Origin of the sequence: Streptomyces sp. BoleA5 (assembly GCF_000373665.1) — a bacterium.
In the GTDB taxonomy this organism is placed as follows: Bacteria; Actinomycetota; Actinomycetes; order Streptomycetales; family Streptomycetaceae; genus Actinacidiphila.
The window spans coordinates 145,031-166,224 of sequence record NZ_KB892113.1; the positions used below are offsets into that span (position 1 = coordinate 145,031).

At 73.8% G+C, this 21,194-nt stretch carries 21 protein-coding genes; 8 read left to right on the forward strand and 13 right to left on the reverse strand.

Features of this window, described 5'->3' with window-relative positions; all coding sequences use genetic code 11:
• Window positions 1–125: 125 nt before the first annotated feature.
• Window positions 126–1,415 (forward strand): L,D-transpeptidase, encoded by a 1,290-nt coding sequence (locus B085_RS0124940; RefSeq protein WP_018561329.1) that lies wholly within the window; start codon window positions 126–128, stop codon window positions 1,413–1,415.
• A gap of 101 nt (window positions 1,416–1,516) precedes the next feature.
• Here B085_RS0124940 and B085_RS0124945 read toward each other — a convergent pair whose 3' ends face one another.
• The 3 genes from B085_RS0124945 to xylB form a co-directional block, all read right to left on the reverse strand.
• Window positions 1,517–2,404, reverse strand: coding sequence for a prohibitin family protein (locus B085_RS0124945; protein ID WP_018561330.1), 888 nt, complete (start codon window positions 2,402–2,404; stop codon window positions 1,517–1,519).
• A gap of 147 nt (window positions 2,405–2,551) precedes the next feature.
• Window positions 2,552–3,703, reverse strand: coding sequence for an ROK family transcriptional regulator (locus B085_RS0124950; protein WP_018561331.1), 1,152 nt, complete (start codon window positions 3,701–3,703; stop codon window positions 2,552–2,554).
• Between the two features lie 168 nt (window positions 3,704–3,871).
• The gene (gene xylB / locus B085_RS0124955) at window positions 3,872–5,284 is read right to left on the reverse strand and encodes a xylulokinase (protein WP_018561332.1); all 1,413 of its coding nucleotides are present in this window, start codon (window positions 5,282–5,284) and stop codon (window positions 3,872–3,874) included.
• A gap of 73 nt (window positions 5,285–5,357) precedes the next feature.
• Between xylB and xylA the strand changes: the two genes are divergently transcribed.
• Together xylA and B085_RS0124965 are read left to right on the forward strand one after the other, a co-directional pair.
• A complete protein-coding gene (gene xylA, locus B085_RS0124960) occupies window positions 5,358–6,527 on the forward strand; it encodes a xylose isomerase (protein WP_018561333.1) in 1,170 nt (389 codons plus the stop codon).
• A 53-nt stretch (window positions 6,528–6,580) separates the two neighbouring features.
• Window positions 6,581–7,084 carry a GNAT family N-acetyltransferase gene (locus B085_RS0124965; RefSeq protein WP_018561334.1) on the forward strand — a complete coding sequence of 168 codons (504 nt, stop codon included), beginning with the start codon at window positions 6,581–6,583 and terminating at the stop codon, window positions 7,082–7,084.
• A gap of 22 nt (window positions 7,085–7,106) precedes the next feature.
• Here the strand turns inward: B085_RS0124965 and B085_RS0124970 are convergent, their stop codons facing one another.
• From B085_RS0124970 to B085_RS0124980, 3 genes are all read right to left on the reverse strand, one after another.
• A complete protein-coding gene (locus B085_RS0124970; RefSeq protein ID WP_267881097.1) occupies window positions 7,107–7,373 on the reverse strand; it encodes an aldo/keto reductase in 267 nt (88 codons plus the stop codon).
• 69 nt (window positions 7,374–7,442) lie between these two features.
• Entirely contained in the window at window positions 7,443–8,318 is an 876-nt protein-coding gene (locus tag B085_RS0124975; RefSeq protein ID WP_026251405.1) for a hypothetical protein, read from the reverse strand.
• A 304-nt stretch (window positions 8,319–8,622) separates the two neighbouring features.
• Entirely contained in the window at window positions 8,623–9,960 is a 1,338-nt protein-coding gene (locus B085_RS0124980; protein ID WP_018561337.1) for a hypothetical protein, read from the reverse strand.
• Between the two features lie 311 nt (window positions 9,961–10,271).
• Here B085_RS0124980 and B085_RS0124985 point away from each other — a divergent pair, with 311 nt between their 5' ends.
• Both B085_RS0124985 and B085_RS0124990 read left to right on the forward strand, forming a co-directional pair.
• A complete protein-coding gene (locus tag B085_RS0124985) occupies window positions 10,272–11,720 on the forward strand; it encodes an ABC transporter permease (protein WP_018561338.1) in 1,449 nt (482 codons plus the stop codon).
• A gap of 48 nt (window positions 11,721–11,768) precedes the next feature.
• Window positions 11,769–12,455: an ABC transporter ATP-binding protein gene (locus tag B085_RS0124990; RefSeq protein WP_018561339.1), complete on the forward strand. Its 687-nt coding sequence runs from the start codon at window positions 11,769–11,771 to the stop codon at window positions 12,453–12,455.
• A 68-nt stretch (window positions 12,456–12,523) separates the two neighbouring features.
• Here B085_RS0124990 and B085_RS0124995 read toward each other — a convergent pair whose 3' ends face one another.
• A complete protein-coding gene (locus B085_RS0124995) occupies window positions 12,524–13,036 on the reverse strand; it encodes a hypothetical protein (protein WP_018561340.1) in 513 nt (170 codons plus the stop codon).
• Between the two features lie 160 nt (window positions 13,037–13,196).
• Between B085_RS0124995 and B085_RS0125000 the strand changes: the two genes are divergently transcribed.
• Window positions 13,197–14,207, forward strand: a complete 1,011-nt coding sequence (locus tag B085_RS0125000) for a LacI family DNA-binding transcriptional regulator (RefSeq protein WP_018561341.1) — start codon at window positions 13,197–13,199, stop codon at window positions 14,205–14,207.
• A gap of 67 nt (window positions 14,208–14,274) precedes the next feature.
• Here B085_RS0125000 and B085_RS0125005 read toward each other — a convergent pair whose 3' ends face one another.
• From B085_RS0125005 to B085_RS0125015, 3 genes are all read right to left on the reverse strand, one after another.
• Complete coding sequence (locus tag B085_RS0125005) at window positions 14,275–15,390, reverse strand: EstA family serine hydrolase (RefSeq protein ID WP_018561342.1); 1,116 nt, start codon at window positions 15,388–15,390, stop codon at window positions 14,275–14,277.
• A 75-nt stretch (window positions 15,391–15,465) separates the two neighbouring features.
• On the reverse strand, window positions 15,466–16,110 hold the full coding sequence (gene msrA / locus B085_RS0125010) for a peptide-methionine (S)-S-oxide reductase MsrA (protein ID WP_026251406.1): 645 nt from the start codon (window positions 16,108–16,110) through the stop codon (window positions 15,466–15,468).
• The gene (locus tag B085_RS0125015; protein WP_026251407.1) at window positions 16,107–17,147 is read right to left on the reverse strand and encodes a membrane protein; all 1,041 of its coding nucleotides are present in this window, start codon (window positions 17,145–17,147) and stop codon (window positions 16,107–16,109) included. The genes msrA and B085_RS0125015 overlap by 4 nt, the downstream gene beginning before the upstream one ends.
• Before the next feature lie 66 nt (window positions 17,148–17,213).
• Here B085_RS0125015 and B085_RS0125020 point away from each other — a divergent pair, with 66 nt between their 5' ends.
• Window positions 17,214–18,368 carry a cystathionine gamma-synthase gene (locus B085_RS0125020; RefSeq protein ID WP_018561345.1) on the forward strand — a complete coding sequence of 385 codons (1,155 nt, stop codon included), beginning with the start codon at window positions 17,214–17,216 and terminating at the stop codon, window positions 18,366–18,368.
• A gap of 72 nt (window positions 18,369–18,440) precedes the next feature.
• On the opposite strand, the gene B085_RS48235 is transcribed toward B085_RS0125020, so the two are convergent.
• The 3 genes from B085_RS48235 to B085_RS0125035 are packed head-to-tail and all read right to left on the reverse strand — an operon-like array spanning window position 18,441 to window position 19,671.
• Window positions 18,441–18,683: a hypothetical protein gene (locus B085_RS48235; protein ID WP_018561346.1), complete on the reverse strand. Its 243-nt coding sequence runs from the start codon at window positions 18,681–18,683 to the stop codon at window positions 18,441–18,443.
• Complete coding sequence (locus B085_RS0125030; protein ID WP_018561347.1) at window positions 18,680–19,144, reverse strand: sigma factor-like helix-turn-helix DNA-binding protein; 465 nt, start codon at window positions 19,142–19,144, stop codon at window positions 18,680–18,682. The genes B085_RS48235 and B085_RS0125030 overlap by 4 nt, the downstream gene beginning before the upstream one ends.
• A 32-nt stretch (window positions 19,145–19,176) precedes the next feature.
• Window positions 19,177–19,671, reverse strand: a complete 495-nt coding sequence (locus B085_RS0125035; RefSeq protein ID WP_018561348.1) for a MarR family winged helix-turn-helix transcriptional regulator — start codon at window positions 19,669–19,671, stop codon at window positions 19,177–19,179.
• Window positions 19,672–19,903: 232 nt separating this feature from the next.
• Between B085_RS0125035 and ilvA the strand changes: the two genes are divergently transcribed.
• Window positions 19,904–21,064, forward strand: a complete 1,161-nt coding sequence (gene ilvA / locus B085_RS0125040) for a threonine ammonia-lyase (RefSeq protein WP_234018654.1) — start codon at window positions 19,904–19,906, stop codon at window positions 21,062–21,064.
• The last annotated feature ends 130 nt before the right edge of the window (window positions 21,065–21,194 follow it).

Sequence of the window (21,194 nt, forward strand, 5' to 3'; positions counted from 1 at the left end):
CGATGTGGGGAACGGACCAAAGACCCTGGCAGTTCCTGAACGTACGAGTGAGGCTCGATCGAGGGCCGTGGCCCGCGACGCAAGCGGGCCGGGGGAACGCGTACCGGACGACATTGGAGATCTGTGTGAAGCGCGCCGAGACCGGCACAGTCACCGACACGAAGCTCTCTCGCAAGCGGCGAGCGGGGCTGGCAGCTCTGGCGCTGCTCGCCGTCGGGGCGATCACTCTGACCGCCTGCGGGGGAGACAAGGCGGGCACTGCCGGTTCCGACAACAACGCCAAGTCGCAGGCCTCGGTCGACGAGCAGGCGGCCAAGGACGCGTCGGACGCCCGAATATCGATCACCCCCAAGACAGGCGCCGAGAACGTCAGCATCAACACCGGCGCCAAGGTGCAGGTGGCCGAGGGCGAGCTGACCAGCGTCAGCATGACCTCGGTCGCCGACGGCTCCGACGTCGAGGGCACGATCTCCGCGGACGGTTCGAGCTGGGCGCCCAATGCCCCGCTGGAGCGCGCCACGAAGTACAAGATCGCCGCCGAGGCCGAGGACGGCAAGGGCCGCAAGGCCGCCGAGAACTCCACCTTCACCACCGTCAGCCCCGAGCACAGCTTCATCGGCTACTACACGCCCGAGAACGGGCAGACCGTCGGCGTGGGCATGCCGGTCTCGATCAACTTCACCAAGGCGATCGAGGACAAGAAGGCCGTGCAGTCGGCGATCACGGTCAGCTCCAGCAGCGGCCAGGAGGTCGTCGGCCACTGGTTCAACTCCACCCGGCTCGACTTCCGCCCCCAGGCCTACTGGCAGGCCGGCTCCACGGTCACCCTGAAGCTGAACCTGGACGGTGTCGAGGGCGCCCACGGCGTCTACGGCGTCCAGGAGAAGACCGTCAGCTTCAAGATCGGCCGCAGCCAGGTCTCCACGGTCGACGCCTCGACCCACCGGATGAAGGTCGTCCGCGACGGCAAGGTCGTCCGCAACATCCCGATCTCCGCCGGCTCCGACGAGAACACCACCTACAACGGCCAGATGGTGATGTCGGAGAAGTTCACCCAGACCCGGATGAACGGCGCCACCGTCGGCTTCACCGACGACGACGGCAAGGGCGAGTACGACATCAAGGACGTGCCGCACGCCATCCGCCTGACCACGTCCGGCACCTTCATCCACGGCAACTACTGGGGCGCCGACTCGGTGTTCGGCAACGTCAACACCAGCCACGGCTGCGTCGGCCTGAACGACACCAAGGGCGCCAAGGACACCTCCACCGACGCCTACTGGTTCTACAACAACTCGATCGTCGGCGACGTCGTGATCGTGAAGAACTCCAAGGACAAGACCGTCGACCCGGCGAACGGCCTCAACGGCTGGAACATGAGCTGGAGCGCCTGGAAGGCCGGCAGCGCGGTCTGAGACCGCTCGCCCGCCCCGAACGGCGGCAGGGGCCCGGAACCTCGCGGTTCCGGGCCCCTGCGGCGTTCCCGGCGCCTTCGGCGCCTGTCGCGGGCGGGCCGTCAGTTCTTCGTGCCGTCCACGATGACCGGGGAGCCGTTCGCGTTCGTACCGCAGGGCACCGCGTACACGGGGTGGGACTTCGCGGCCTCGCGGTAGGCGTCCAGGCACTGGTTGTAGAGCACCTTGTCGCTCAGCGACTTGGCGATGATCCGGTTGGCGCTCGCGATGCCCTCCGCCTCGATCCGCTTGCGCTCCGCCTCCGCCTTGGCCGTCCTGGCCGCCTCGACGGCCCGCTCGGTGGCCTGTTGCTGCTGGATCTTCTTGTCGATCTGCTCCTGCAACTGCTCGGAGGGCCGCACGTTGCGCAGGTTCACCGCGGCGACGTCGATGCCGCGCGGGGCGAGGCGCTGCTTGATCAGGGAGTCGATCTCCGAGCCGATCCGCTCGCGGGCGGAGGCGTACCCCTCCTCGCTGGTGTGCTTGGCGAAGACGTTGCGGATGATCTCGCGGCTGTCCGGCATCACCAGCCGCGACTGGATGGCCTCCTCGTTGCCCGCCAGCCGGTAGAGCTCGACGGCCCTGGCGGGCACCACGGCCCACTTGACGGTGACGTCGGCGTAGAGGACGCCGCCCTGCGAGGAGCGGACCTCGACCACGTCCTTGTCGTGCAGGTCGAGGTCGACGGGGCGGGTGGAGAACGACGTGACGTCGGTGAACGGCGACCTGAAGTGGATGCCGGAGGTCAGCGGCGAGCCGACCTTGCCGAAGGTCACCGGGACGCCGACCTCGTAGGCGCTGACGACGTGGACGCAGGCGAAGACGCCGGCCAGCACGCCCGCCAGGGCGCTGAGCGCCGCTCCCAGCCTCCAGCCGCCGGAGCTCTGGCCCCGGGCCACGAAGAACAGCACGACCGCCGCCACGAGCAGCAGGATGGACAGCACGAACACAGGGGTCCCCCTCGAGAGCCACGGACCGGCGCAGCCCCCCGGCCGCGCCGCGCAGCGCAGCGTAACGGCCGGGGGCGACGGCGCCGTGCGCCGCGTGACGAGCTGTTGCGAGGCTGTTGCGAGGGTGTCGCAGGGCTGTCCGGGGGGTTACCGCGAGCGCAGCGCCTGGGGGTCGTCCAGGACGGCGCGCACCACGCTGTACGCCGCGCCGAGCAGCACGCCCTCGCGGCCCAGCCGGGACACCCGCACGGCGTCCGCCCGCCACTGGCGGTCCGTCACGCGGCGGCCCAGCTCGCGCTCGACGGCCGAGCGCAGCCATGGCGCCAGCGAGGCCAGCGTGCCGCCCAGCACGACGGCCTGCGGGTCCAGCAGGTTCACCGCGCCGCTCAGCGCGATCCCGAAGGCCGCTCCGGCGGCCGCCAGCGCCTTGAGCGCCGCCGGGTCCCCCTGTGAGGCGGCCGCCTGGAGGGCCTTGAGCGCGTCCGGCCGCTCCGGGGCGATGCCGGCGGCACGCAGCACGGCCTCCTCGCCCGCGTACTGCTCCAGGCAGCCGCGTGCCCCGCAGGAGCAGCGCGGGCCCGTCGGGTGCACGGGCACATGGCCGAGCTCCCCGGCGAAGCCGCGCGCCCCGCGGAACAGCCGGCCGTCGACGACCAGCGCCGCGCCGATGCCGATCTCCGCCGAGACGTGCACGAAGTCGGTGACGCCCTCGTGGCCGCCCAGCCAGAGTTCGGCCAGGGCACCGAGGTTGGCCTCGTTCTCGACGGTGACCGGGACGGGGGAGGTGGCGAGGCCGCCGCCCCCGGAACGCTCGAACCAGCCCGCGGCGTCGACGTCCTCCCAGCCGAGGTTCGGCGCCCGCATCACGACCTGCCGGTCCCGGCCGACCAGGCCCGGTACGGCGAGCGTCAGCCCGGCCGGACCCAGGCCGGCGGCCCGCGCCTCCTGCCGCACCTCGGCGACGAGCACCGCGAGTTCGCGCAGCACCTCCTGCGCCGGGCGGCCGCGGTTGTCGGCCTCGACGCGGGCCCGGGCGCGCACGGTGCCGCGCAGGTCGACCGCGACGGCCGCGAGGTGGTCCACCCCGACCTCCGCGCCGAGGCCCGCGGGGCCGCTGTCGTTCAGCGCCAGGGCGGTGCCGGGGCGGCCGACCGTGCCGGGGCGCTGGGTGCCCAGTTCCACGAGCAGACCGGTCGCCAGCAGCTCGTCGACGAGGGTCGACACGGTGGCCCGGGTCAGGCCGACCTCGGCGGCGACGGCCGCGCGGGAGACCTCGCCGTGGTCCGCCACGGCTCGCATCACCAACGCCAGATTCCGCCGCCGCAACCCCGCCTGCGACCCCGGCCGTTCCGCCACGCTCCGGTCCCCTTACGCTCTCGTCCGTCATCCGTCCTGGTCAACGTCCCGCCCCCACCCTCGCACGCCCGGCCCGCCGGACGGGCGACGGGCCCCCGGCGGGCGAGCGGCTCACCGCACGTCGAAGGCGTCTGCCAGCGCCGTCGCGAGGCGGTCCCGGGCGGCGTCGTCGCGCGGGACGGGGTCGTAGGAGGGACCGGCCGTGGTGTCCCAGCGGCGGGCGACGGCCTGCGGGGTCTCCCCGGTGAGCAGCCCGGCGGCCTGCGCGGCCGCGCCCAGCGCGACCAGCTCCTCCGCGACGGGGATCCGCACGGCCCGCCCCGACAGGCGCCGTACGGTCTCCCGCCACGCGGTGCCGCGGGCGCCGCCGCCGATGAGCAGCAGCGGCTCGTCCGAGCCGGTGCCGTCGACCGCGAGCACCTGGTCGAGGGCGGTGAGCAGGGCGTACGCCGCGCCGTCGTAGGCGGCCTGGAGGATCTGCCCCGGGGTGGTGTCGTGCCGCAGCCCGGTGAGCAGGCCGGAGGCGTACGGCAGGTTCGGGGTGCGCTCGCCGTCGAGGAACGGGAGCACGACCGCGCTGCCGCCCGCCTCGACCGCCTCGCGCTCCAGGGAGAGCAGCCCCGCGATCTTGTCGACGGCGAGGGTGCAGTTGAGGGTGCAGGCCAGCGGCAGCCAGTCGCCGTGCCCGCCCGCGAAGCCGGCCACGATGCCGGTGGGGTCGGTGGGCCGGGTGGTGGCGGGGGTGTAGACGGTGCCGGAGGTGCCGAGGCTCAGCGCGGGCTGGCCGGGGACGAGCCCGAGGCCCAGGGCGGCGGCGGCGTTGTCGCCGGTGCCCGAGCCGACCAGGACGCCCTCGCGCAGCGGCAGCCCGGGCAGGGTGACGCCGGCGGCCTCGCCGGGGCCCAGGACCCGGGGCAGCAGGGCCGGGTCGAGGCCGATCTCGGCGAGCAGCGCCTCGTCGTAGGTCTCGGTGTCCGTGGCCCACCAGCCGGTGCCGGAGGCGTCTCCCCGGTCGGTGACGCCGGCGCCGCCCAGCCGCTCGGTGAGGAAGTCGTGCGGGAGGCGGACGGCCGCGGCGGCCTTGGCCGTCTCGGGCTCGTTCTCGGTGAGCCAGGCCCACTTGGTCACGGTGAAGCTCGTGCCGGGCACGCTTCCGAAGCGCTGCGCCCAGTGCGCGGCGCCGTGCCGCTCCACCAGGGCGTCGGCCTGCGGCGCGGACCGCACGTCGTTCCAGAGCAGGGCCGGCCGCAGGGGCCGGCCGACCGCGTCGAGGACGACGAGGCCGTGCTGCTGGCCGCCCACGGAGACGGCGTCGGCGCGCTCCGCGTACGGCCCGATCTGGGCGAGGGCGGCGCCGAGCGCACGCCACCACACCTCGGGGTCGGTCTCGCGGCCCGCGCCCTCGCTGACCGTATGCCGGGCCTGTCCTCTGGCCAGTACCTCGCCCGTCTCCACGTCGACGGCGAGCACCTTGGTCGACTGGGTGGAGCTGTCCACACCCAGCGCGATCGGTCCGTTACCCATTCTGCGGCTCCCTTCACAAAGCGGCGATGGCATATTAATTTGTTCAGTGGTCTTACGAATAGGAGCCGCCGCGATGAGTTTCACCCCCACCCCCGAGGACAAGTTCACCTTCGGTCTCTGGACCGTCGGCTGGCAGGGCCGCGACCCCTTCGGCGACGCGACCCGCCCCGCCCTCGACCCCGTCGAGAGCGTCAACAAGCTGGCCGAGCTCGGTGCCTACGGCGTCACCTTCCACGACGACGACCTGATCCCCTTCGGCTCGGACGACACCGCACGCGAGGGCCACATCAAGCGGTTCCGCCAGGCCCTGGACGCCACCGGCCTGAAGGTGCCGATGGCCACCACCAACCTCTTCACGCACCCGGTCTTCAAGGACGGCGGCTTCACCGCCAACGACCGCGAGGTGCGTCGCTTCGCACTCCGCAAGACCATCCGCAACATCGACCTCGCCGCCGAGCTGGGCGCCAAGGTCTACGTCGCCTGGGGCGGCCGTGAGGGTGCCGAGTCCGGTGCCGCCAAGGACGTGCGGGTCGCCCTCGACCGCTTCAAGGAGGCCTTCGACCTCCTCGGCGAGTACGTCATCGAGCAGGGCTACGACATCCGCTTCGCCATCGAGCCCAAGCCGAACGAGCCGCGCGGCGACATCCTGCTGCCGACCATCGGCCACGCGCTGGCGTTCATCAACGAGCTGGCCCACCCCGAGCTCGTCGGCCTCAACCCCGAGGTCGGCCACGAGCAGATGGCCGGGCTGAACTTCCCGCACGGCATCGCCCAGGCGCTGTGGCACGGCAAGCTCTTCCACATCGACCTCAACGGCCAGACCGGCATCAAGTACGACCAGGACCTGCGCTTCGGCGCCGGCGACCTGCGCTCCGCGTTCTGGCTGGTCGACCTGCTGGAGACGGCCGGCTACGAGGGCCCGCGCCACTTCGACTTCAAGCCCCCGCGGACCGAGGACATGGACGGGGTGTGGGCGTCCGCCGCCGGCGGCATGCGCAACTACCTCATCCTCAAGGAGCGCGCCGCCGCGTTCCGCGCCGACCCGGCCGTGCAGGAGGCGCTGAAGGCCTCCCGCCTGGACCAGCTGGCGCAGCCGACCCTCGGCGAGGGCGAGACCCTGGCCGGCCTGCTCGCCGACCGCGGTGCCTACGAGGAGTTCGACGCCGACGCCGTGGCGACCCGCGGGTCCGCCTTCGAGCAGCTGGACCAGCTCGCCATGGACCACCTGCTCGGCACCCGCTGAGACCGCGGGAAACAGGGTTGCCGCCGGGTCCGTCCCGGCGGCACCCTGCGGGGGTGATCGAACTGCGCGTGCTCACTCCCGACGACTGGCCGCTCTGGCGCGAGCTGCGGCTCGCCGCGCTCGCCGACGCGCCGCACGCCTTCGGCGCCCGGCTCGCCGACTGGCAGGGCGACGGCGACCGCGAGGAACGCTGGCGCGCCCGGCTCGCCCTGCCGGGCTCGTACAACCTGGTCGCCCTCGTCGACGGCAAGCCCGCCGGCATGGCCGGCGGCGTCCCCGGCGAACGGCCGGACAGCGCCGAACTGATCTCCCTGTGGGTGGCGGGCGAGGCCCGCGGCCGCGGCGTCGCCGACCTGCTGATCCGGGCCGTCGAGGAGTGGGCCGCGGGCACGGCGGGCGCCGCCCTGCTCCACCTCGCCGTCGCGGAGGGCAACGCGGTGGCGACGGCCCTCTACGTGCGCAACGGCTTCGAGGACGACGGAGGGCCCGGTGGGGTCATGCCGGACGGCCGGCCGGAGCGCCTCATGACGAAGCGGCTCGCGGCGGCACCGGCCTGAACCGGGCCGCCGCCGCACCGGATCACCAGGCGAAGGCCTCCGGGGCCGGGCCCGGCCCGGGGAAGATCTCGTCGAGACCCGCCAGCAGCTCCTCGTCCAGCTCCAGTTCCACCGCCCGCAGCGCCGAGGCGAACTGCTCCTGTGTGCGCGGCCCCACGATCGGCCCGGTGACCCCGGGCCGGGTCAGCAGCCAGGCCAGCGCGACCTCCCCGGGCTCCAGACCGTGCTTGCCGAGCAGGTCCTCGTAGGCCTGCACCCGCCGAGTTGTGTGTACCTCATGGGGTATCAGCGAACGCCTTCGAGTGGACTCACGGCAAGGGTGTTCCCGGGCGGGGGACGGGGCCCGGGCCTGACGGCGTCATGCCGCTGAGGCCAGGCACTCCCGGCAGGTGGCCGGGGCGTGCCCGCGGAAGGGGCGTTCGCAGGAGTCGCAGGCCTGCCAGGGGACGGCCGCCCGGGGTGGCGGCACGGCGGCGGGCGGCTCCCCCGTGCGCAGGCGGTAGGCGAGCAGGCCGGCCGGACGGTGGGTCAGGGCCGGGGGCAGGTCCGCGGCGAGGGCCTCGGCGATGCTCCGGGGGTCGGCACCGAGGCGGAGCCACGCGGCGACACCGGGGGACAGACGGGCGATGTCGCGCCGGGAGAGCAGCAGGCGGGAGTCGCGTACGCGGAGGGAGACGAGGACGGCCTCGGCGGCCTTGCCGAGGGCGTCCTCACCGAGGGGGTGCGCGCCGAGGGGGTGCGCGCCGGGAGCCGCGCCGTCCGGTACGGCCTCCGGCGCTGTGCCGGGGGCTTCCTCGCAGGCTCCGGCCGGGACGACGGGCGCGGGCGGCGTGGGTGCGGGTGCGGGCGCGGCTGCGGGGCCGTCCGGCGCCGCCGGCGCGTCCGCCCGCGGCACGTCGTGGACATAGGTCCGGGTGCGGATCCGCCCGTTCTCCTCGCGCACCACGACGCGCTCCAGGAATCCCTCCGCCTCCAGCTCGTTCAGCGCCCGGGCGAGTCGCTCCCTGCTCTCGGTGAAGTGCGCGCGCAGCGCGTCGATGCTCACGGGCACGCCGTCCGGGACGGAGAGGAGATAGGCGCCGACGCCGACCGTGACCGCGCTGCCGGGGCGCTGGGCGAGGCGGTTGGAGAGGATCGTGAAGTTCGCCGTGAGGCGGCGGCGCACGTGGACCACGCCGGCCGCCGGAGTCCCGGCGCGGGCGCGCGAGGGCGCACTAGACTGGATGTCAGCCATGGGGAAGGGTTGTCTTCCTTAACTGGTCAGGCCCCGGCCGGGATTGCCGTCCCCGCCGGGGCCGTCGTGTGTGCGGTGTCGTCTGCGGCGACCATACCGCCCCCTCCCGGCACCTTCGGCCCACATCACCTGATCAGGTGATGGGACGGGGCAGGGGGGACCAGTCCTTCTCAAGAAGGTCCTTGAGGGGTCCGCTGCGCCACCGGCCCCCGGCCGCCGCCGTCCCGGGCCGGACCACCGGCGTCCGGTGCTCCGGCGTCCGGTGCGGTCGGCCCCGGCCGCGCGGAGCCGCCCCGTCGCCGCTTCAGGCCGCCTGACTGTCCGTGACGCCTTTGGCGAAGTCGGCGCGCAGCCGGACGAGTTCGGGGTCCGGCACCGCGCGCGCCCATGCGTCGGGAAGTCCGCGGACGGTGTGGTTCCTGGTGGTCGCGGCACTGTAGGTGGCCGTGCAGGTGAGCGACACGGTGCCGGAGGGCTTCATCTTCCTCTGGAAGGTGCAGGTCTTCACCTTGCGGCCGTCGAGGGTGATGGCGATGCTGATCTCCGCGTAGACGGGTTCGCCGGAGGCCTCCTCGTCGCCCAGGCCTTCGTAGACAGAGTTCTGGAGGGTGAACCGGGCCGTGCAACTGCTGTTGCCGCAGGGGGAGAAGCGGGCCTTCCCCGTGGTGCTGAAGTCGACCGCCGGGTCGACGGCGGACTTCAGGGCGGAGAGGTCGCGCTCGTAGGCGGTCGTGAACGTCTCCCGGTCGGCGCCGGTGAGCGCGCCGACCGTGGTGTCGAGGCCGTCGGGAAGGGGCAGCGGGCCCGAGGCGGCGGGGGAGTCGTCGGCGGCGAGGCGCAGCAGGGTGCGGGGGACGGAGTCGCTGATCCAGAAGCGGCCGTTGGCCGTGGTCAGCACCTTGACGGGCCGTCCGGCGACGGTGGAGGACGCGATTGCCGCCGGGCGGCCGCGGCCGGCGGCGTCCCGCAGCAGGTCGGAGACGTTGGAGGGATCCAGAGGGGTCGTCAGGTCGTCGATCTCGGGCAGGTCGGCGGAGGAGTCCATCCAGCGGTCGTCGATCCGGTCGAGGAGGTCGCCCGCGTAGCCGCGGTCCTTCCAGTACGCCTTGCCTGCCCTGGTCAGGCGGTGGTCGTCGGTGGTCAGCAGCCGCACCGTGGCGCCCTGGTCCTGCAGCGAGCCGCGGCCCCAGCCGCCGGGCGTGGTCTGCAGGTCGAAGGGTGTGCTCGCCCCGCTGTCGAGGGCGAAGTCGCCCCGGTAGGCGACGACCTGGGTGTTGCTCATCGTCTCCGCGGCCTCCCGCAGCATCCGCTCGGCCTCCGCGGCCGGGTCCCTGGGCGCGGCCGCCGACGGCCCCTTGCCGTCGCCGGAGCCGTCACCGCCCCAGGGCGCCCATATGAGGAGGCCGGCGACCAGGGCCGCGGTGGCCAGCCCGGCCACGGCCAGCAGCGGGCCGCGCCGGCGGGGCGGCGGAGTCGGGTAGCCGGAGTGCGGCGGGTACCAGGGCGCTCCCTGGTGGGCCTGGGGCTGCGGGGGGTACGGCGGCGCCGGCGGGGGCGGCGGTCCGAAGCCGCCGCCTCCCGTGCCGCCGGTTCCGTGACCAGGGCCCCAACCGCCGCCGCCCCACGGCGTTCCGTCCGTCATGTGCGCGTCTCCCCACCTCGTGCGGCCACCGACGCCCCGTCAGGACGACCCCGCCGGGCGCCGGCCCTCTGATCCGGCCCGCGTCCCCTCCCGGCCCTCCGCACATCCTCGGCAGGCCCGGCCCGTGGGGCGTACGGCCGGTCCAGGGCAAGGTACTGCAGTGGCAGCGGGGCCCCGGCGGAGGGGTTTCTCATGCGGCTCTCATCGGCCGCTCAGGCTCCCATCACCGCTGGTTCCTACGGTCACGGCAGCGGGCCGGGAGGCACGGTCCTCCCCCCGCCTCCCGTTTTCCCGACCCGGCGAGGAATCGCATGTTCTTCACATACCTCCGGCGCGAACTCCGACGCCGCAGAAAAGCGGCGCTCGTCATCGCGATGGGCCTCGCACTGGGCATCGCCCTGGTGATCACCGTCAACTCGGTGTCGGCAGGCATGACGCAGGCCCAGGGCAAAGTGCTGGAGTCGCTGTACGGCCTGGGCACCGACATGACCGTCACCAAGGCCGCCGACCCCGACTCGTCCTCCGCGGACCGGCCGCGCTTCCGGTTCGACGCACGCGGCGACGAGAAGGAGCAGAGCAGCGACCGCGTCATGGTGCAGGGCTTCCAGTCGCTGAAGTCCTCGGTCGTCGACCAGGTCTCCGAGCAGAGCGGGGTCAAGGACGCGGTCGGCGGGCTCAGCCTGGTCGTCATCAAGGTCAACGGCCAGTTCCAGCGCGGGGAGTTCCAGCAGGCGCCGGGTGGCGGCGACCGGCAGCGTGGCGGCGGCGGGCCGCAGGGCTCGGTGCGGGGCGGCGGTGCCAACTTCGACATCAACAACTTCACCGTCTTCGGCACGGACGTCGCGCACCCCGGCCTCGGCCCGCTGACCTCGTCGAAGATCACCTCGGGGAAGACCTTCACCAGCGCGCAGGGCAACGCCAAGGTCGCCGTGCTCGACAGCGCGTACGCGAAGCAGAAGAAGCTGACCGTCGGCAAGACGCTCACGATCTCCGGCACCAAGTTCGAGATCATCGGCATCGCGACCGCCGACAGCGGTTCCTCCTCCGCCAACGTCTACATCCCGCTCCAGCAGGCGCAGACGCTCGCGGACGCCAGGGACAAGGTCACCACGATCTACGTCCAGGCGAGCGACTCCCAGAAGATCGGCTCCGTCAAGTCCGCGATCCAGAAGAACATCTCCGGCACGACGGTCACCACCTCCTCCGACCTGGCCTCGACCGTCTCCGGTTCGCTGTCCACGGCCTCGAACCTGGCGACCAACGTCGGCAAGTGGCTGTCCATCGCCGTCCTGATCGCCGCCTTCCTCGTCGCGGGGCTGCTGACCTCCTCCGCGGTCTCCCGCCGGGTGCGCGAGTTCGGCACGCTCAAGGCGCTGGGCTGGAAGAGCGGCCGGGTGACCCGCCAGGTCATGGGCGAGGCGATCGTCAACGGCCTCATAGGCGGCGCCCTCGGCATCGCCCTGGGCCTCGGCTGCGCCTACCTCATCACGACGATCAGCCCCACGCTGGACGCCACCGTCGGTGGCGGCGGGAGCGGTGGAGGCGGAGCGGGTGGCCTCGGCGGCCCCGGTGGCTTCGCCGGCCCCGCCCGGCGCGCGGCCGGTGACGCCGTCGAGATCGCCCTCCAGGCACCGGTCAGCGTCAACACCATCGTCCTCGCGGTGGTCCTGGCGGTCGCCGGCGGCCTGGTCGCCGGGACCTTCGGCGGCTGGCGGGCCTCGCGGCTGCGTCCCGCCGACGCCCTGCGCCGCGTCGAGTAGCCCGCACCCGCCCCACGCCCTTCCCTTCAGGACTTCAGGAGTCACCTCATGTACAAGCTGAGCGGCGTGACCAAGCGCTACTCGCGCGGCAAGGACACCGTGGACGCGCTGCGCGGCGTCGACCTCGTGATCGAGGACGGCGACCAGCTCGTCATCCAGGGCCCGACCGGCGGCGGCAAGTCGACGCTGCTGCAGATGCTCGGGGGCCTGGACCGCCCGACCGAGGGCTCGGTGGAGCTGGACGGCACCGACCTGGCCCGGCTGAGCGAGGCCCGGCTGACCAAGGTCAGGTCGCAGAACATCGGCATCATCTTCCAGAGCTTCAACCTGATCCCGACCCTGACCGCCCAGGAGAACGTCGAGACCGCCCTCGTCCCGCTGGGCGTCAGGGCCTCCGAGCGCCGTACCCGCGCCGCCGAGGCCCTCGCCTCCGTCGGGCTCGGCGACCGACTGCACCACCTGCCCGGTGAGTTGTCGGGCGGTCAGCAGCAGCGCGTGGCGATCGCCCGGGCACTGGTGAAGCGCCCCAAGGTGCTGCTCGCGGACGAGCCCACCGGAGCCCTCGACGAGGACACCCGCGACGAGATCCTCGCCCTGCTGGACGGACTGTGGAAGGAGTACGGGCTGACCTTCGTCATGGTCACCCACGACTCGGCCGTCGCCCGGCGTGCGACCCGGGTCGCCACCATCAAGAAGGGCCGGGTCACCGTCACCGAGCGGACCCCCGCGGCCTGAGAGCGCCGCGCCCGACACGGCCCCCGGCCCCCGGCCCCCGGCGCCCGGCGCCGGGGGCCGCCCGGCGTTCAGTCCGTGACGCCCAGGTCCTCGCGCATCAGGCGCTGCATCGTCCGCAGCAGCGGTTCGGCGTCCTTCAGGGTCTCCAGCGCGGTCCGCGCGCTCTCGCCGTCCGCGGCGAGGCCGCGGTCGAGGCGCTTGGCCGCGGCGTCGGCCGCCGCGAGGACCCGGTTGACGTCCCGCGAGGCCTCCAGGACGCGTTCCGGGACGATCATCTGCGCCTCGGCGTAACGGTCCCTGTAGTCGCGGCGGGACTCCTCGACGAGGTCCCGCTCCTCGGCGGTGTAGACCCCGTCCCTGATCCGGTGCAGGGCGTCCTTGAGCAGCGTGTGAAACTGCCGCGAGGCCCGGTTCATCGCCGTGTACGCCGCCCGCCGCTCCCCGTGCACGCGCAGCCGCTCCGTCTCGGCGGCCTCCGCCAGGCGGCGCCGGTCGTCGCCGCGCTGGGCGAGCACGGGCGCGAACAGGGTGCCGAGCACACCGACCACGGCGGTGATCATCGCGCCGAGCGTGGCATTCATGGTCCGCTTCCTATCCCGCCGGGCGGCACGGCGCAAGAGACAGACGATCCCCGGACGGAGTTTGTCGAAGCGCTTCGACGCATGTCTGGACAGGGATGTCGAGGTCCCGGTAGCTTCGTTGTCGAAGCGCTTCGATACTTTCGGGGAGACGAAGATCCGGATGGCCACACTCGCCGAGGTAGCCCGCCACGCCGGGGTCTCCGCCAGCACCGTCTCGTACGTCCTGAGCGGCAAACGGTCGATCTCCGAGGGCACGCGCCGGCGGGTCGAGCAGAGCATCCAGGAACTCGGCTACCACCCGCACGCCGGCGCGCGGGCGCTGGCCAGCAGCCGCTCGAACATCATCGCCCTCATGGTGCCGCTCCGTACAGACATGTACGTGCCCGTCATGATGGAGATCGCGATGGCCGTCGCCACGACGGCCCGTCAGCACGGCCACGACGTGCTCCTGCTCACTGGCGAGGAGGGACCCACCGCGGTCCGCCGGGTCGCGGCCAGCGGACTCGCCGACGCGATGATCCTCATGGACGTCGAACTGGAGGACGAGCGCATCCCGCTGCTGCGCGCCGGGGACCGGCCCGCCGTGCTCGTCGGACTGCCCGCCGACACCGCCGGACTCACCTGCGTCGACCTCGACTTCGCCGCCACCGGCGCGGTCTGCGCCGACCACCTCGCCGACCTCGGCCACCGCACCGTCGCCGTCGTGGGCGAGGCCGCCGCGGTCTACCAGCGCCACACCGGCTTCGCCGAACGCACCCTCCAGGGCCTGCGCTCCCGCGCCGCCGCCCGCGGACTCCGCCTCATCCACCGGCCCTGCGAGGGCGGTTACGAGTCCACCGCGGGCACCCTCTCCCGCATCTTCGAGGAACGGCCGGACACCACCGCGCTCGTCGTCCAGAACGAGTCGGCCATCGGCCCCCTCCTCGCGCTCCTGCGCCAGCAGGGCCGCGCCGTGCCCGAGGACGTCTCCGTCGTCGCCGTCTGCCCCGACCAGGTGGCCACCCAGGCCACCCCCCAGCTCACCTCGGTCGCCATACCCGCGCAGCAGATGGGCCGGCACGCGGTCGAACTCGTCATCGCCAAGCTCGACGGAAGCCCGACCGAGGAGGTCCGCCTCCTCGGCCCCGAACTCACGGTGCGCGCGAGCAGCGGCCCCGCGCCGTCCGTCTGACGACGGGCCGGGGGCGGCGCCGGTGGGTGGCCGCCGCGTCACGGGCCGTCCGCCCCCACGGGCGGGGTCAGCCCTTGCCCGCCCGCAGGCCCTGGAGCCCGTCGTAGGCGGCCATCACGAGTTCCAGGCCGCGGTTGTCGTCCGCGGGCTCGCGCATCTGGTTGGTCACGTACGCCACCGCCATGCGGGCCCCGGGGTCGACCATGACGAGCGAGCCGCCCCAGCCGCCCCACCCGAGGGAGTCGCCGAAGAGCCCGTAGCCCAGCCCCCAGCGGACCGGCACGCCCAGGAGGCGGTCCTCGCCGCTGAACTGCTCCTCGCGCGCCCGGTCGCAGCCCGCCCGCGACAGCAGCCGCACCCCCCGCACCGTTCCGCCGCAGGCCACCGCGGACTGCACGAGGGCGACCGAGCGCGCGTTGCCGAAGCCGCTCGCCGCGGGGATCTGCGCGCGCCGCCAGGCCACGCTGTTCCCGTCACGGAGCCGCACCGCGGTGCCGGACGTGGAGGACGGGTCGGCCCCGGGCGCGCTCGCGGCGTAGTCCTCGTCCCGGGACGGCGGGGGGACGGCGAGCGCCACCCGCCCGTCGTGCTCGGCCGGCAGCCCGATGTGGAAGTCGGCGCCCAGCGGCCCGGCCACCTCCTCGGCGAAGAAACCGCCCACGCTCCGCCCGGTGACGCGCCGCACGACCTCGCCCACGAGATACCCCTGGGTGAGCGAGTGGTACCCGGCCGCACTCCCCGGTTCCCACTGCGGGGCAAGCGCGGCCAGACGCGCCGTGGCGGCCGGCCAGTCGTAGAGCTCGTCGACCGGCCCGTCCCAGTCGGGCAGGCCCGCGGTGTGCGACAGCAGATGCCGCACCAGCACCTTCTCCTTGCCCGCCGCGGCGAACTCCGGCCAGTAGCGGGCGACCGGCGCGTCCGGATCGAGGTCGCCGCGGTCGGCCAGGACCAGCGCGCACAGCGCGGTCATCGTCTTGGTGACGGACCAGACCCCGGTGATCGTGTCCCGCCGCCACGGGACCGTCCGGCCGGCGTCGGCGGACCCGCCCCAGACGTCCACCACCGGCTCGCCGTCCACGAAGACCGCGACGGAGCCGCCCGCGTCCCCCTCGTCCAGCAGTCCCGCCAGCGCGTTCGGCACCGCGGCGAACAGGTCGTCGTACGTGCCCTGGATATCGGCCATGCGCCGTATTAGCGGGTACCGGCCCGCCGGAGGCAATCGAATTTCCCGCCGCGGGCCGGGACCCGCGCGAAGGCCTCAGTCACCGGCCTTCGCGATGCCGACCGGGCAGGTCACGCCCGTCCCCTCGATGCCGCAGTAGCCGCCGGGGTTCTTGTCCAGGTACTGCTGGTGGTACGCCTCGGCGGGGTGGAAGGGGCCCGCGGGGACGATCGCCGTGGTGATGGTGCCGTGCCCCCTGGCGCGCAGGGCGGACTGGTAGGCCTCGCGGGAGGCGAGGGCGGTGGCGCGCTGCTCGGGGGAGTGGGTGTAGACCGCCGAGCGGTACTGCGTGCCGATGTCGTTGCCCTGGCGGTGGCCCTGGGTGGGGTCGTGGGCCTCCCAGAACACCTTCAGCAGTTCCGCGTACGTGATCAGCGCGGGGTCGAAGACGACGCGCACGGCCTCGGCGTGGCCGGTGAGGCCGCTGCAGACCTCCTCGTACGTCGGATTCTCCGTGTACCCGCCCTCGTAGCCGACCAGGGTCGTCCACACGCCCGGCGTCCGCCAGAAGACCCGCTCGGCGCCCCAGAAGCAGCCCAGTGCGAAGTCGGCGACCTCCAGGTCGGCCGGGTACGGGCCGGTGAGCGGCCGGCCGAGCACGGTGTGCCGGACGGGCACCGTGTACAGGGGTGCGGGCCGGCCCGGTATCGCCTCCTCACGGGAGGGCAGGCGCGGCGTCAACGGGTGCGCCCCCGCACGGAGTCCCGCTCCAGCCCCGCGAGCGCCTGCGCCCGGTGGGCGGTGTACGACGCGGCGGGGTCGGCGTCGTGGGCCCACGGGGCCGCCCCCGCGTAGCCGTCGACGGCGCGGAACTGCTCGACCGCCTCCGGGAAGCGCTCCGCGCGCAGCAGGAACGCCGCCAGCAGGTGCCGCACCACGGGCAGCACCGCGTCGGAGGGGGAGGCGTGCTCGGTGGCGTAGAGGGCGCCGCCGATGGCGCGGGAGACGACCTCGCTCTCGAAGAGGCTGCGCACCAGGATGACGTCCGGCAGGTGCGCGAAGACCTCGAAGAGCGGCAGCGCCGGCAGCAGGCTTCCCTCGGGCGCGGAGGAGGCGGCCCGCTCGGCGAAGTCGCGTGCGGCGTCCTCCGGCAGCCGGGCCAGGGCCGTCAGGTGGGCGCCCATGTGGTGCGGGGCGCGGGAGACGATCTTCTCCCAGGCGGCGGCGAAGTCCCCGTCGGCGGCGAGCGCGACGATGTACGGCACGGGGTCGCCCGGCGCGAGCAGCGCGGCCTCGTCGGCGACCGTGCGGGCCTCCTCCAGGATCATCCGCACGTCCGGGGAGCCGGCCGGCTCGCGCCGGGCCCGCTGCACCAGGAACGCCGCGTGGACGGCCGCCCCGCCGGCGTCCTTGGCGTCCTCGACCCGCCAGGTGCGCAGCCACGCTCCGCCCGTGCCGGGGGACTGGGCCAGCTCGACCGCCGCGGCGCCCGCCAGGGTCTGCACCCGCTGCCAGCGCAGCTCGCCCTCGGCCGGGGTGCCCTTGAGGAGCGCGGCGACCGCGCGCCAGTCCTGGGTGCGCTGCGTCACGGTCAGCGCCTGCGTCAGCTCGTCGTCCGGCCCCGGCAGCCGGATGTCGATCTCCTCCCGGGGCACGAAGCCGTACCGGGCGGGATCGACCGCGGCGACGGCCCGCGCGCCGCGACCGCGCAGCATGCGGGGCACCAGCACGATCGCGGAGATCAGCAGAACGCCGTACAGCACCCACAGGAATTCCATGATGCACAAGCGTACGCGGGCCCGGCAGGCGCGCCCCGGCCCGCGGCGCGCACTACGCTCGGCGGTATGAGCGAGCAGCAGCACCAGAATTTCGAGACCCTCGCGATTCACGCGGGTCAGCCGGCCGACGCCCGGACCGGGGCCGTCGTCACGCCGATCTACCAGGTCTCCACGTACAAGCAGGACGGGGTCGGCGGCCTGCGCGGCGGCTACGAGTACAGCCGCTCCGCCAACCCGACCCGCACCGCGCTGGAGGAGAACCTCGCGGCGCTCGAGGGCGGCCGACGCGGCCTGGCGTTCGCGTCCGGCCTGGCCGCCGAGGACTGCCTGCTGCGCACGGTACTGAAGCCCGGCGACCACGTGGTCATCCCCAACGACGCCTACGGCGGCACCTTCCGCCTCTTCGCCAAGGTCGTCGAGCGCTGGGGTGTGCGGTGGTCGGTCGCCGACACCTCCGACCCGGCGGCCGTCCGGGCCGCGCTGCGCCCCGAGACCCGGATGATCTGGGTCGAGACGCCCAGCAACCCGCTGCTCGGGATCACCGACATCGCGGCCCTCGCGGACATCGCGCGCGGCGCGGACGCCCGGCTCGTCGTCGACAACACCTTCGCCAGCCCCTACCTGCAGCAGCCGCTGGCGCTCGGCGCGGACGTCGTCGTGCACTCCACCACCAAGTACATGGGCGGGCACTCGGACGTCGTCGGCGGCGCGCTGGTCGCGGCCGAAGCGGGGCTCGGCGAGGAACTGGCCTACCACCAGAACGCGATGGGCGCCGTCGCCGGCCCCTTCGACGCGTGGCTGGTGATGCGGGGCATCAAGACGCTCGCCGTCCGCATGGACCGGCACAGCGACAACGCGGCCCGGGTCGCGGAGCTGCTCTCGCTGCACCCGAAGGTCACCCAGGTCTACTACCCGGGGCTGCCCGAGCACGCGGGGCACGACATCGCGGCCAAGCAGATGAAGCGGTTCGGCGGCATGGTGTCCTTCCGCGTCGCGGGCGGCGAGGAGGCGGCCGTCGAGGTCTGCAACCGGGCGCGGCTCTTCACGCTGGGCGAGTCCCTGGGCGGCGTCGAGTCCCTCATCGAGCACCCGGGCCGCATGACGCACGCGTCGGTCGCGGGCTCCGCGCTGGAGGTGCCGGCGGATCTGGTGCGGCTGTCCGTGGGTATCGAGTCCGTCGACGATCTGTTGGAGGACCTCCGCCAGGCGCTGGGCGCGTAGCGCTGCGCCGCACCGTGCTCGGGGGGTGCCCCTCGCGGCCGGCTGACGACGCGCCGCAACAACCGACCCCGGTCACCACCCGGAGGGGGTCGTGTCGAGCGGTTCCGCCGCCGGCCACCAGCGCGCCGCGAGGACGAGCGCGACGACGGCCCCCACGACGAGCAGCCCCCACAGCACGGCGTGCAGCACGCGGCGCCGCGTCAGGACGCGGCGGCCGCGTTCCGCGGCGCGCGGGGCGAGGTCCACGGGGACTCCGGGGTGCGGCCCGTCGAGCAGTCGGCGGACCTCGTCCTCCTTGCGGTCGTACGGGCTCATGACGCGGCCTCCCGGAAGCGGGGCGCCGCCCCGCCGCGGGGGCGCCGGCTGCGCAGGGCCGCGGTGGCCCGCAGCGTGGTCGTCCGTACGCGTTCCGAGGGCATGCCGAGCTGCGCGGCGGCCTGTTCCTCGGCGATGCCCTCGTACAGCCGCAGCACGATCACCAGCCGCTCGCGCGCGTTGAGCACCCCGAGCACCCCGCCGCGGGGGCGCCGCCACCAGGGCCGGTGGGCGAAGCGGCGGACGATCTCGGCGCGGGTGAAGGCGTACGGGTCCTCGCCGCGCATCCGGAACCAGTCGGCGTAGGTGCGCGACAGGGCGGCGCAGAGCAGCTCGGTCCCCTCGGTCCGGTCCCCCGTGAGCAGGACGGCGACGTGCAGCAACCGCCCTGCCGCGCCCGCCGCGAAGGCCTCGAACTCGGCTTCGCGCAGGCGTTCCGCTGCCTCCCGGCGCTCTCCCACAGCGCCATGGGACGGCAGACGGCCACCTCAGGTCAAGAGTTCTGCTCGTCTCCCTGCGTGACGGACGAGTGGTACTGCGCCAGCGCGGAGTTGAACCGGCCGAGGAGGTCGGTGAAGGATTCGCGCTCCTGGGGCGTCCAGTCCTCGGTCACGACCTCCATGAGCCGCTGCCGCGAGCTGCGGACCTCCTCCAGGCGCGAACGCCCGCGCGGGGAGAGCGCGAGCACGACCGCCCGCCCGTCCTCGGGGTGGGAGGTGCGCTTGACGAGGCCGCTGTCGACGAGCGGGGCGACCTGCCGCGTGACGGTGGACGAGTCGATGCCCATGCCCTCCGCGAGCGCCTTGACGCCCATCGGGCCCTCGTTGTCCAGGCGGTGGAGCAGCAGGTACGCGGCCCGGTCCATGGAGTTGCGGGCCTTGCCGACGCCACCGAGGCGCGTCTGTTCCGCGCGGCGGGCGAAGAGCGCCACCTCGTGCTGCAGGCGCTCCAGGAGGTCGGTCGTGATCTCCGAGGGGGGAATGGGCATGGCCGGAAGCTCGCGTTCTGTCGGTCCTGCGAAGGTTGGGAGAAGAGTACGCGGAGAGCGTCATCCCGGGACCCCGCCGCGGAAAACTCCTCGGCCGGTCCGGGCGCCGGCCGCTGCTGCAAGACTGGGGACCATGGAAAGCCCCGCAAGTCAGGCCCGTCGCACGACCCGCGCGACGATTGGCGCGCGGCCGTGCCCGGTCACCATCGACGATGTGCGCGGCGCGCACAAGATGCTGTCCGGCGTGGCCCGTGTGACGCCCATGGAGGGCAGCCGGCAGTTGTCCCGTCTGGTGGCCGTGCCGGTGCACCTGAAGTGCGAGAACCTGCAGCGCACGGGCTCGTTCAAGGTGCGCGGCGCCTATGTGCGGATCGCCGGTCTGCGGCAGGAGGAGCGCGCGGCGGGCGTCGTCGCGGCGAGCGCCGGCAACCACGCGCAGGGCGTCGCGCTGGCCGCGTCGCTGCTCGGGGTGCGCTCCACCGTCTTCATGCCGTCCGGCGCCCCGCTGCCGAAGGTCGCGGCGACCCGCGACTACGGGGCGGAGGTGCGGTTGCACGGGCACGTCTTCGACGAGACGCTGCGCGCCGCCCAGGAGTACGCGGAGGAGACGGGCGCGGTCTTCATCCACCCCTTCGACCACCCGGACATCGTCGCGGGGCAGGGCACGGTGGGTCTGGAGATCCTGGACCAGTGCCCTGAGGTGCGCACGATCGTCGTGGGGATGGGCGGCGGCGGCCTCGCGGCCGGTGTGGCGGTGGCGGTGAAGTCGGTGCGTCCGGAGGTGCGGGTCGTCGGCGTGCAGGCGGCGGGCGCGGCCGCGTACCCGCCGTCGCTGGCGGCGGGGCGGCCGGTGGCGCTGGACTCGGTGGCGACCATGGCGGACGGGATCAAGGTGGGCCGCCCGGGGGATGTGCCGTTCTCCATCGTCCGGGATCTGGTGGACGAGGTGCGCACGGTCAGCGAGGACGAGCTGTCCGCCGCGCTGCTGCTCTGCCTGGAGCGGGCGAAGCTGGTGGTCGAGCCGGCCGGGGCGAGCCCGGTGGCGGCGCTGCTGTCGCGGCCGGAGTCCTTCGAGGGGCCGGTGGTGGCCGTGCTGTCCGGCGGCAACATCGACCCGCTGCTGATGGAGCGCACCCTGCGGCACGGCATGGCGGCCGCCGGGCGCTACATGTCCTTCCGGCTGCGGCTCACGGACCGGCCGGGGGCCCTGGCGGCACTGCTGGAGATCCTTTCCGCGAGTGACGCAAACGTGCTGGACATCGCACACGTCCGCACGGATCCTCGGTTGGGGCTGACCGAGGCCGAGGTGGAGCTGCACCTGGAGACCCGCGGTCCCGAGCACCGGGCGGCCGTGGCGGAGGCGTTGCGGACGGCGGGGTACGTGCTGCTCTGAGGCTGTTCGGGCCGGATTGTCAGTGGTGTGCGGCATGGTGGAGTCAGTCGGGTGTCGTGGACGCGGGACGGCGCGTGAGGGCGGAGCGCGAACAAATCCGCTTGACGCGATATATCGCGTCTGGGATGCT

Coding starts and splice junctions, on each gene's coding strand:
- B085_RS0124950 (WP_018561331.1), bottom strand. CDS start 3,703: ATGCGAGCCGTGGCGGACCACGGCGAGGTCTCCCGCGCGGCCGTCGCC.
- xylB (WP_018561332.1), bottom strand. CDS start 5,284: ATGGGTAACGGACCGATCGCGCTGGGTGTGGACAGCTCCACCCAGTCG.
- xylA (WP_018561333.1), top strand. CDS start 5,358: ATGAGTTTCACCCCCACCCCCGAGGACAAGTTCACCTTCGGTCTCTGG.
- B085_RS0124975 (WP_026251405.1), bottom strand. CDS start 8,318: ATGGCTGACATCCAGTCTAGTGCGCCCTCGCGCGCCCGCGCCGGGACT.
- B085_RS0124980 (WP_018561337.1), bottom strand. CDS start 9,960: ATGACGGACGGAACGCCGTGGGGCGGCGGCGGTTGGGGCCCTGGTCAC.
- B085_RS0124985 (WP_018561338.1), top strand. CDS start 10,272: ATGTTCTTCACATACCTCCGGCGCGAACTCCGACGCCGCAGAAAAGCG.
- B085_RS0124990 (WP_018561339.1), top strand. CDS start 11,769: ATGTACAAGCTGAGCGGCGTGACCAAGCGCTACTCGCGCGGCAAGGAC.
- B085_RS0124995 (WP_018561340.1), bottom strand. CDS start 13,036: ATGAATGCCACGCTCGGCGCGATGATCACCGCCGTGGTCGGTGTGCTC.
- B085_RS0125000 (WP_018561341.1), top strand. CDS start 13,197: ATGGCCACACTCGCCGAGGTAGCCCGCCACGCCGGGGTCTCCGCCAGC.
- B085_RS0125005 (WP_018561342.1), bottom strand. CDS start 15,390: ATGGCCGATATCCAGGGCACGTACGACGACCTGTTCGCCGCGGTGCCG.
- B085_RS0125015 (WP_026251407.1), bottom strand. CDS start 17,147: ATGGAATTCCTGTGGGTGCTGTACGGCGTTCTGCTGATCTCCGCGATC.
- B085_RS0125020 (WP_018561345.1), top strand. CDS start 17,214: ATGAGCGAGCAGCAGCACCAGAATTTCGAGACCCTCGCGATTCACGCG.
- B085_RS48235 (WP_018561346.1), bottom strand. CDS start 18,683: ATGAGCCCGTACGACCGCAAGGAGGACGAGGTCCGCCGACTGCTCGAC.
- B085_RS0125035 (WP_018561348.1), bottom strand. CDS start 19,671: ATGCCCATTCCCCCCTCGGAGATCACGACCGACCTCCTGGAGCGCCTG.
- ilvA (WP_234018654.1), top strand. CDS start 19,904: ATGCTGTCCGGCGTGGCCCGTGTGACGCCCATGGAGGGCAGCCGGCAG.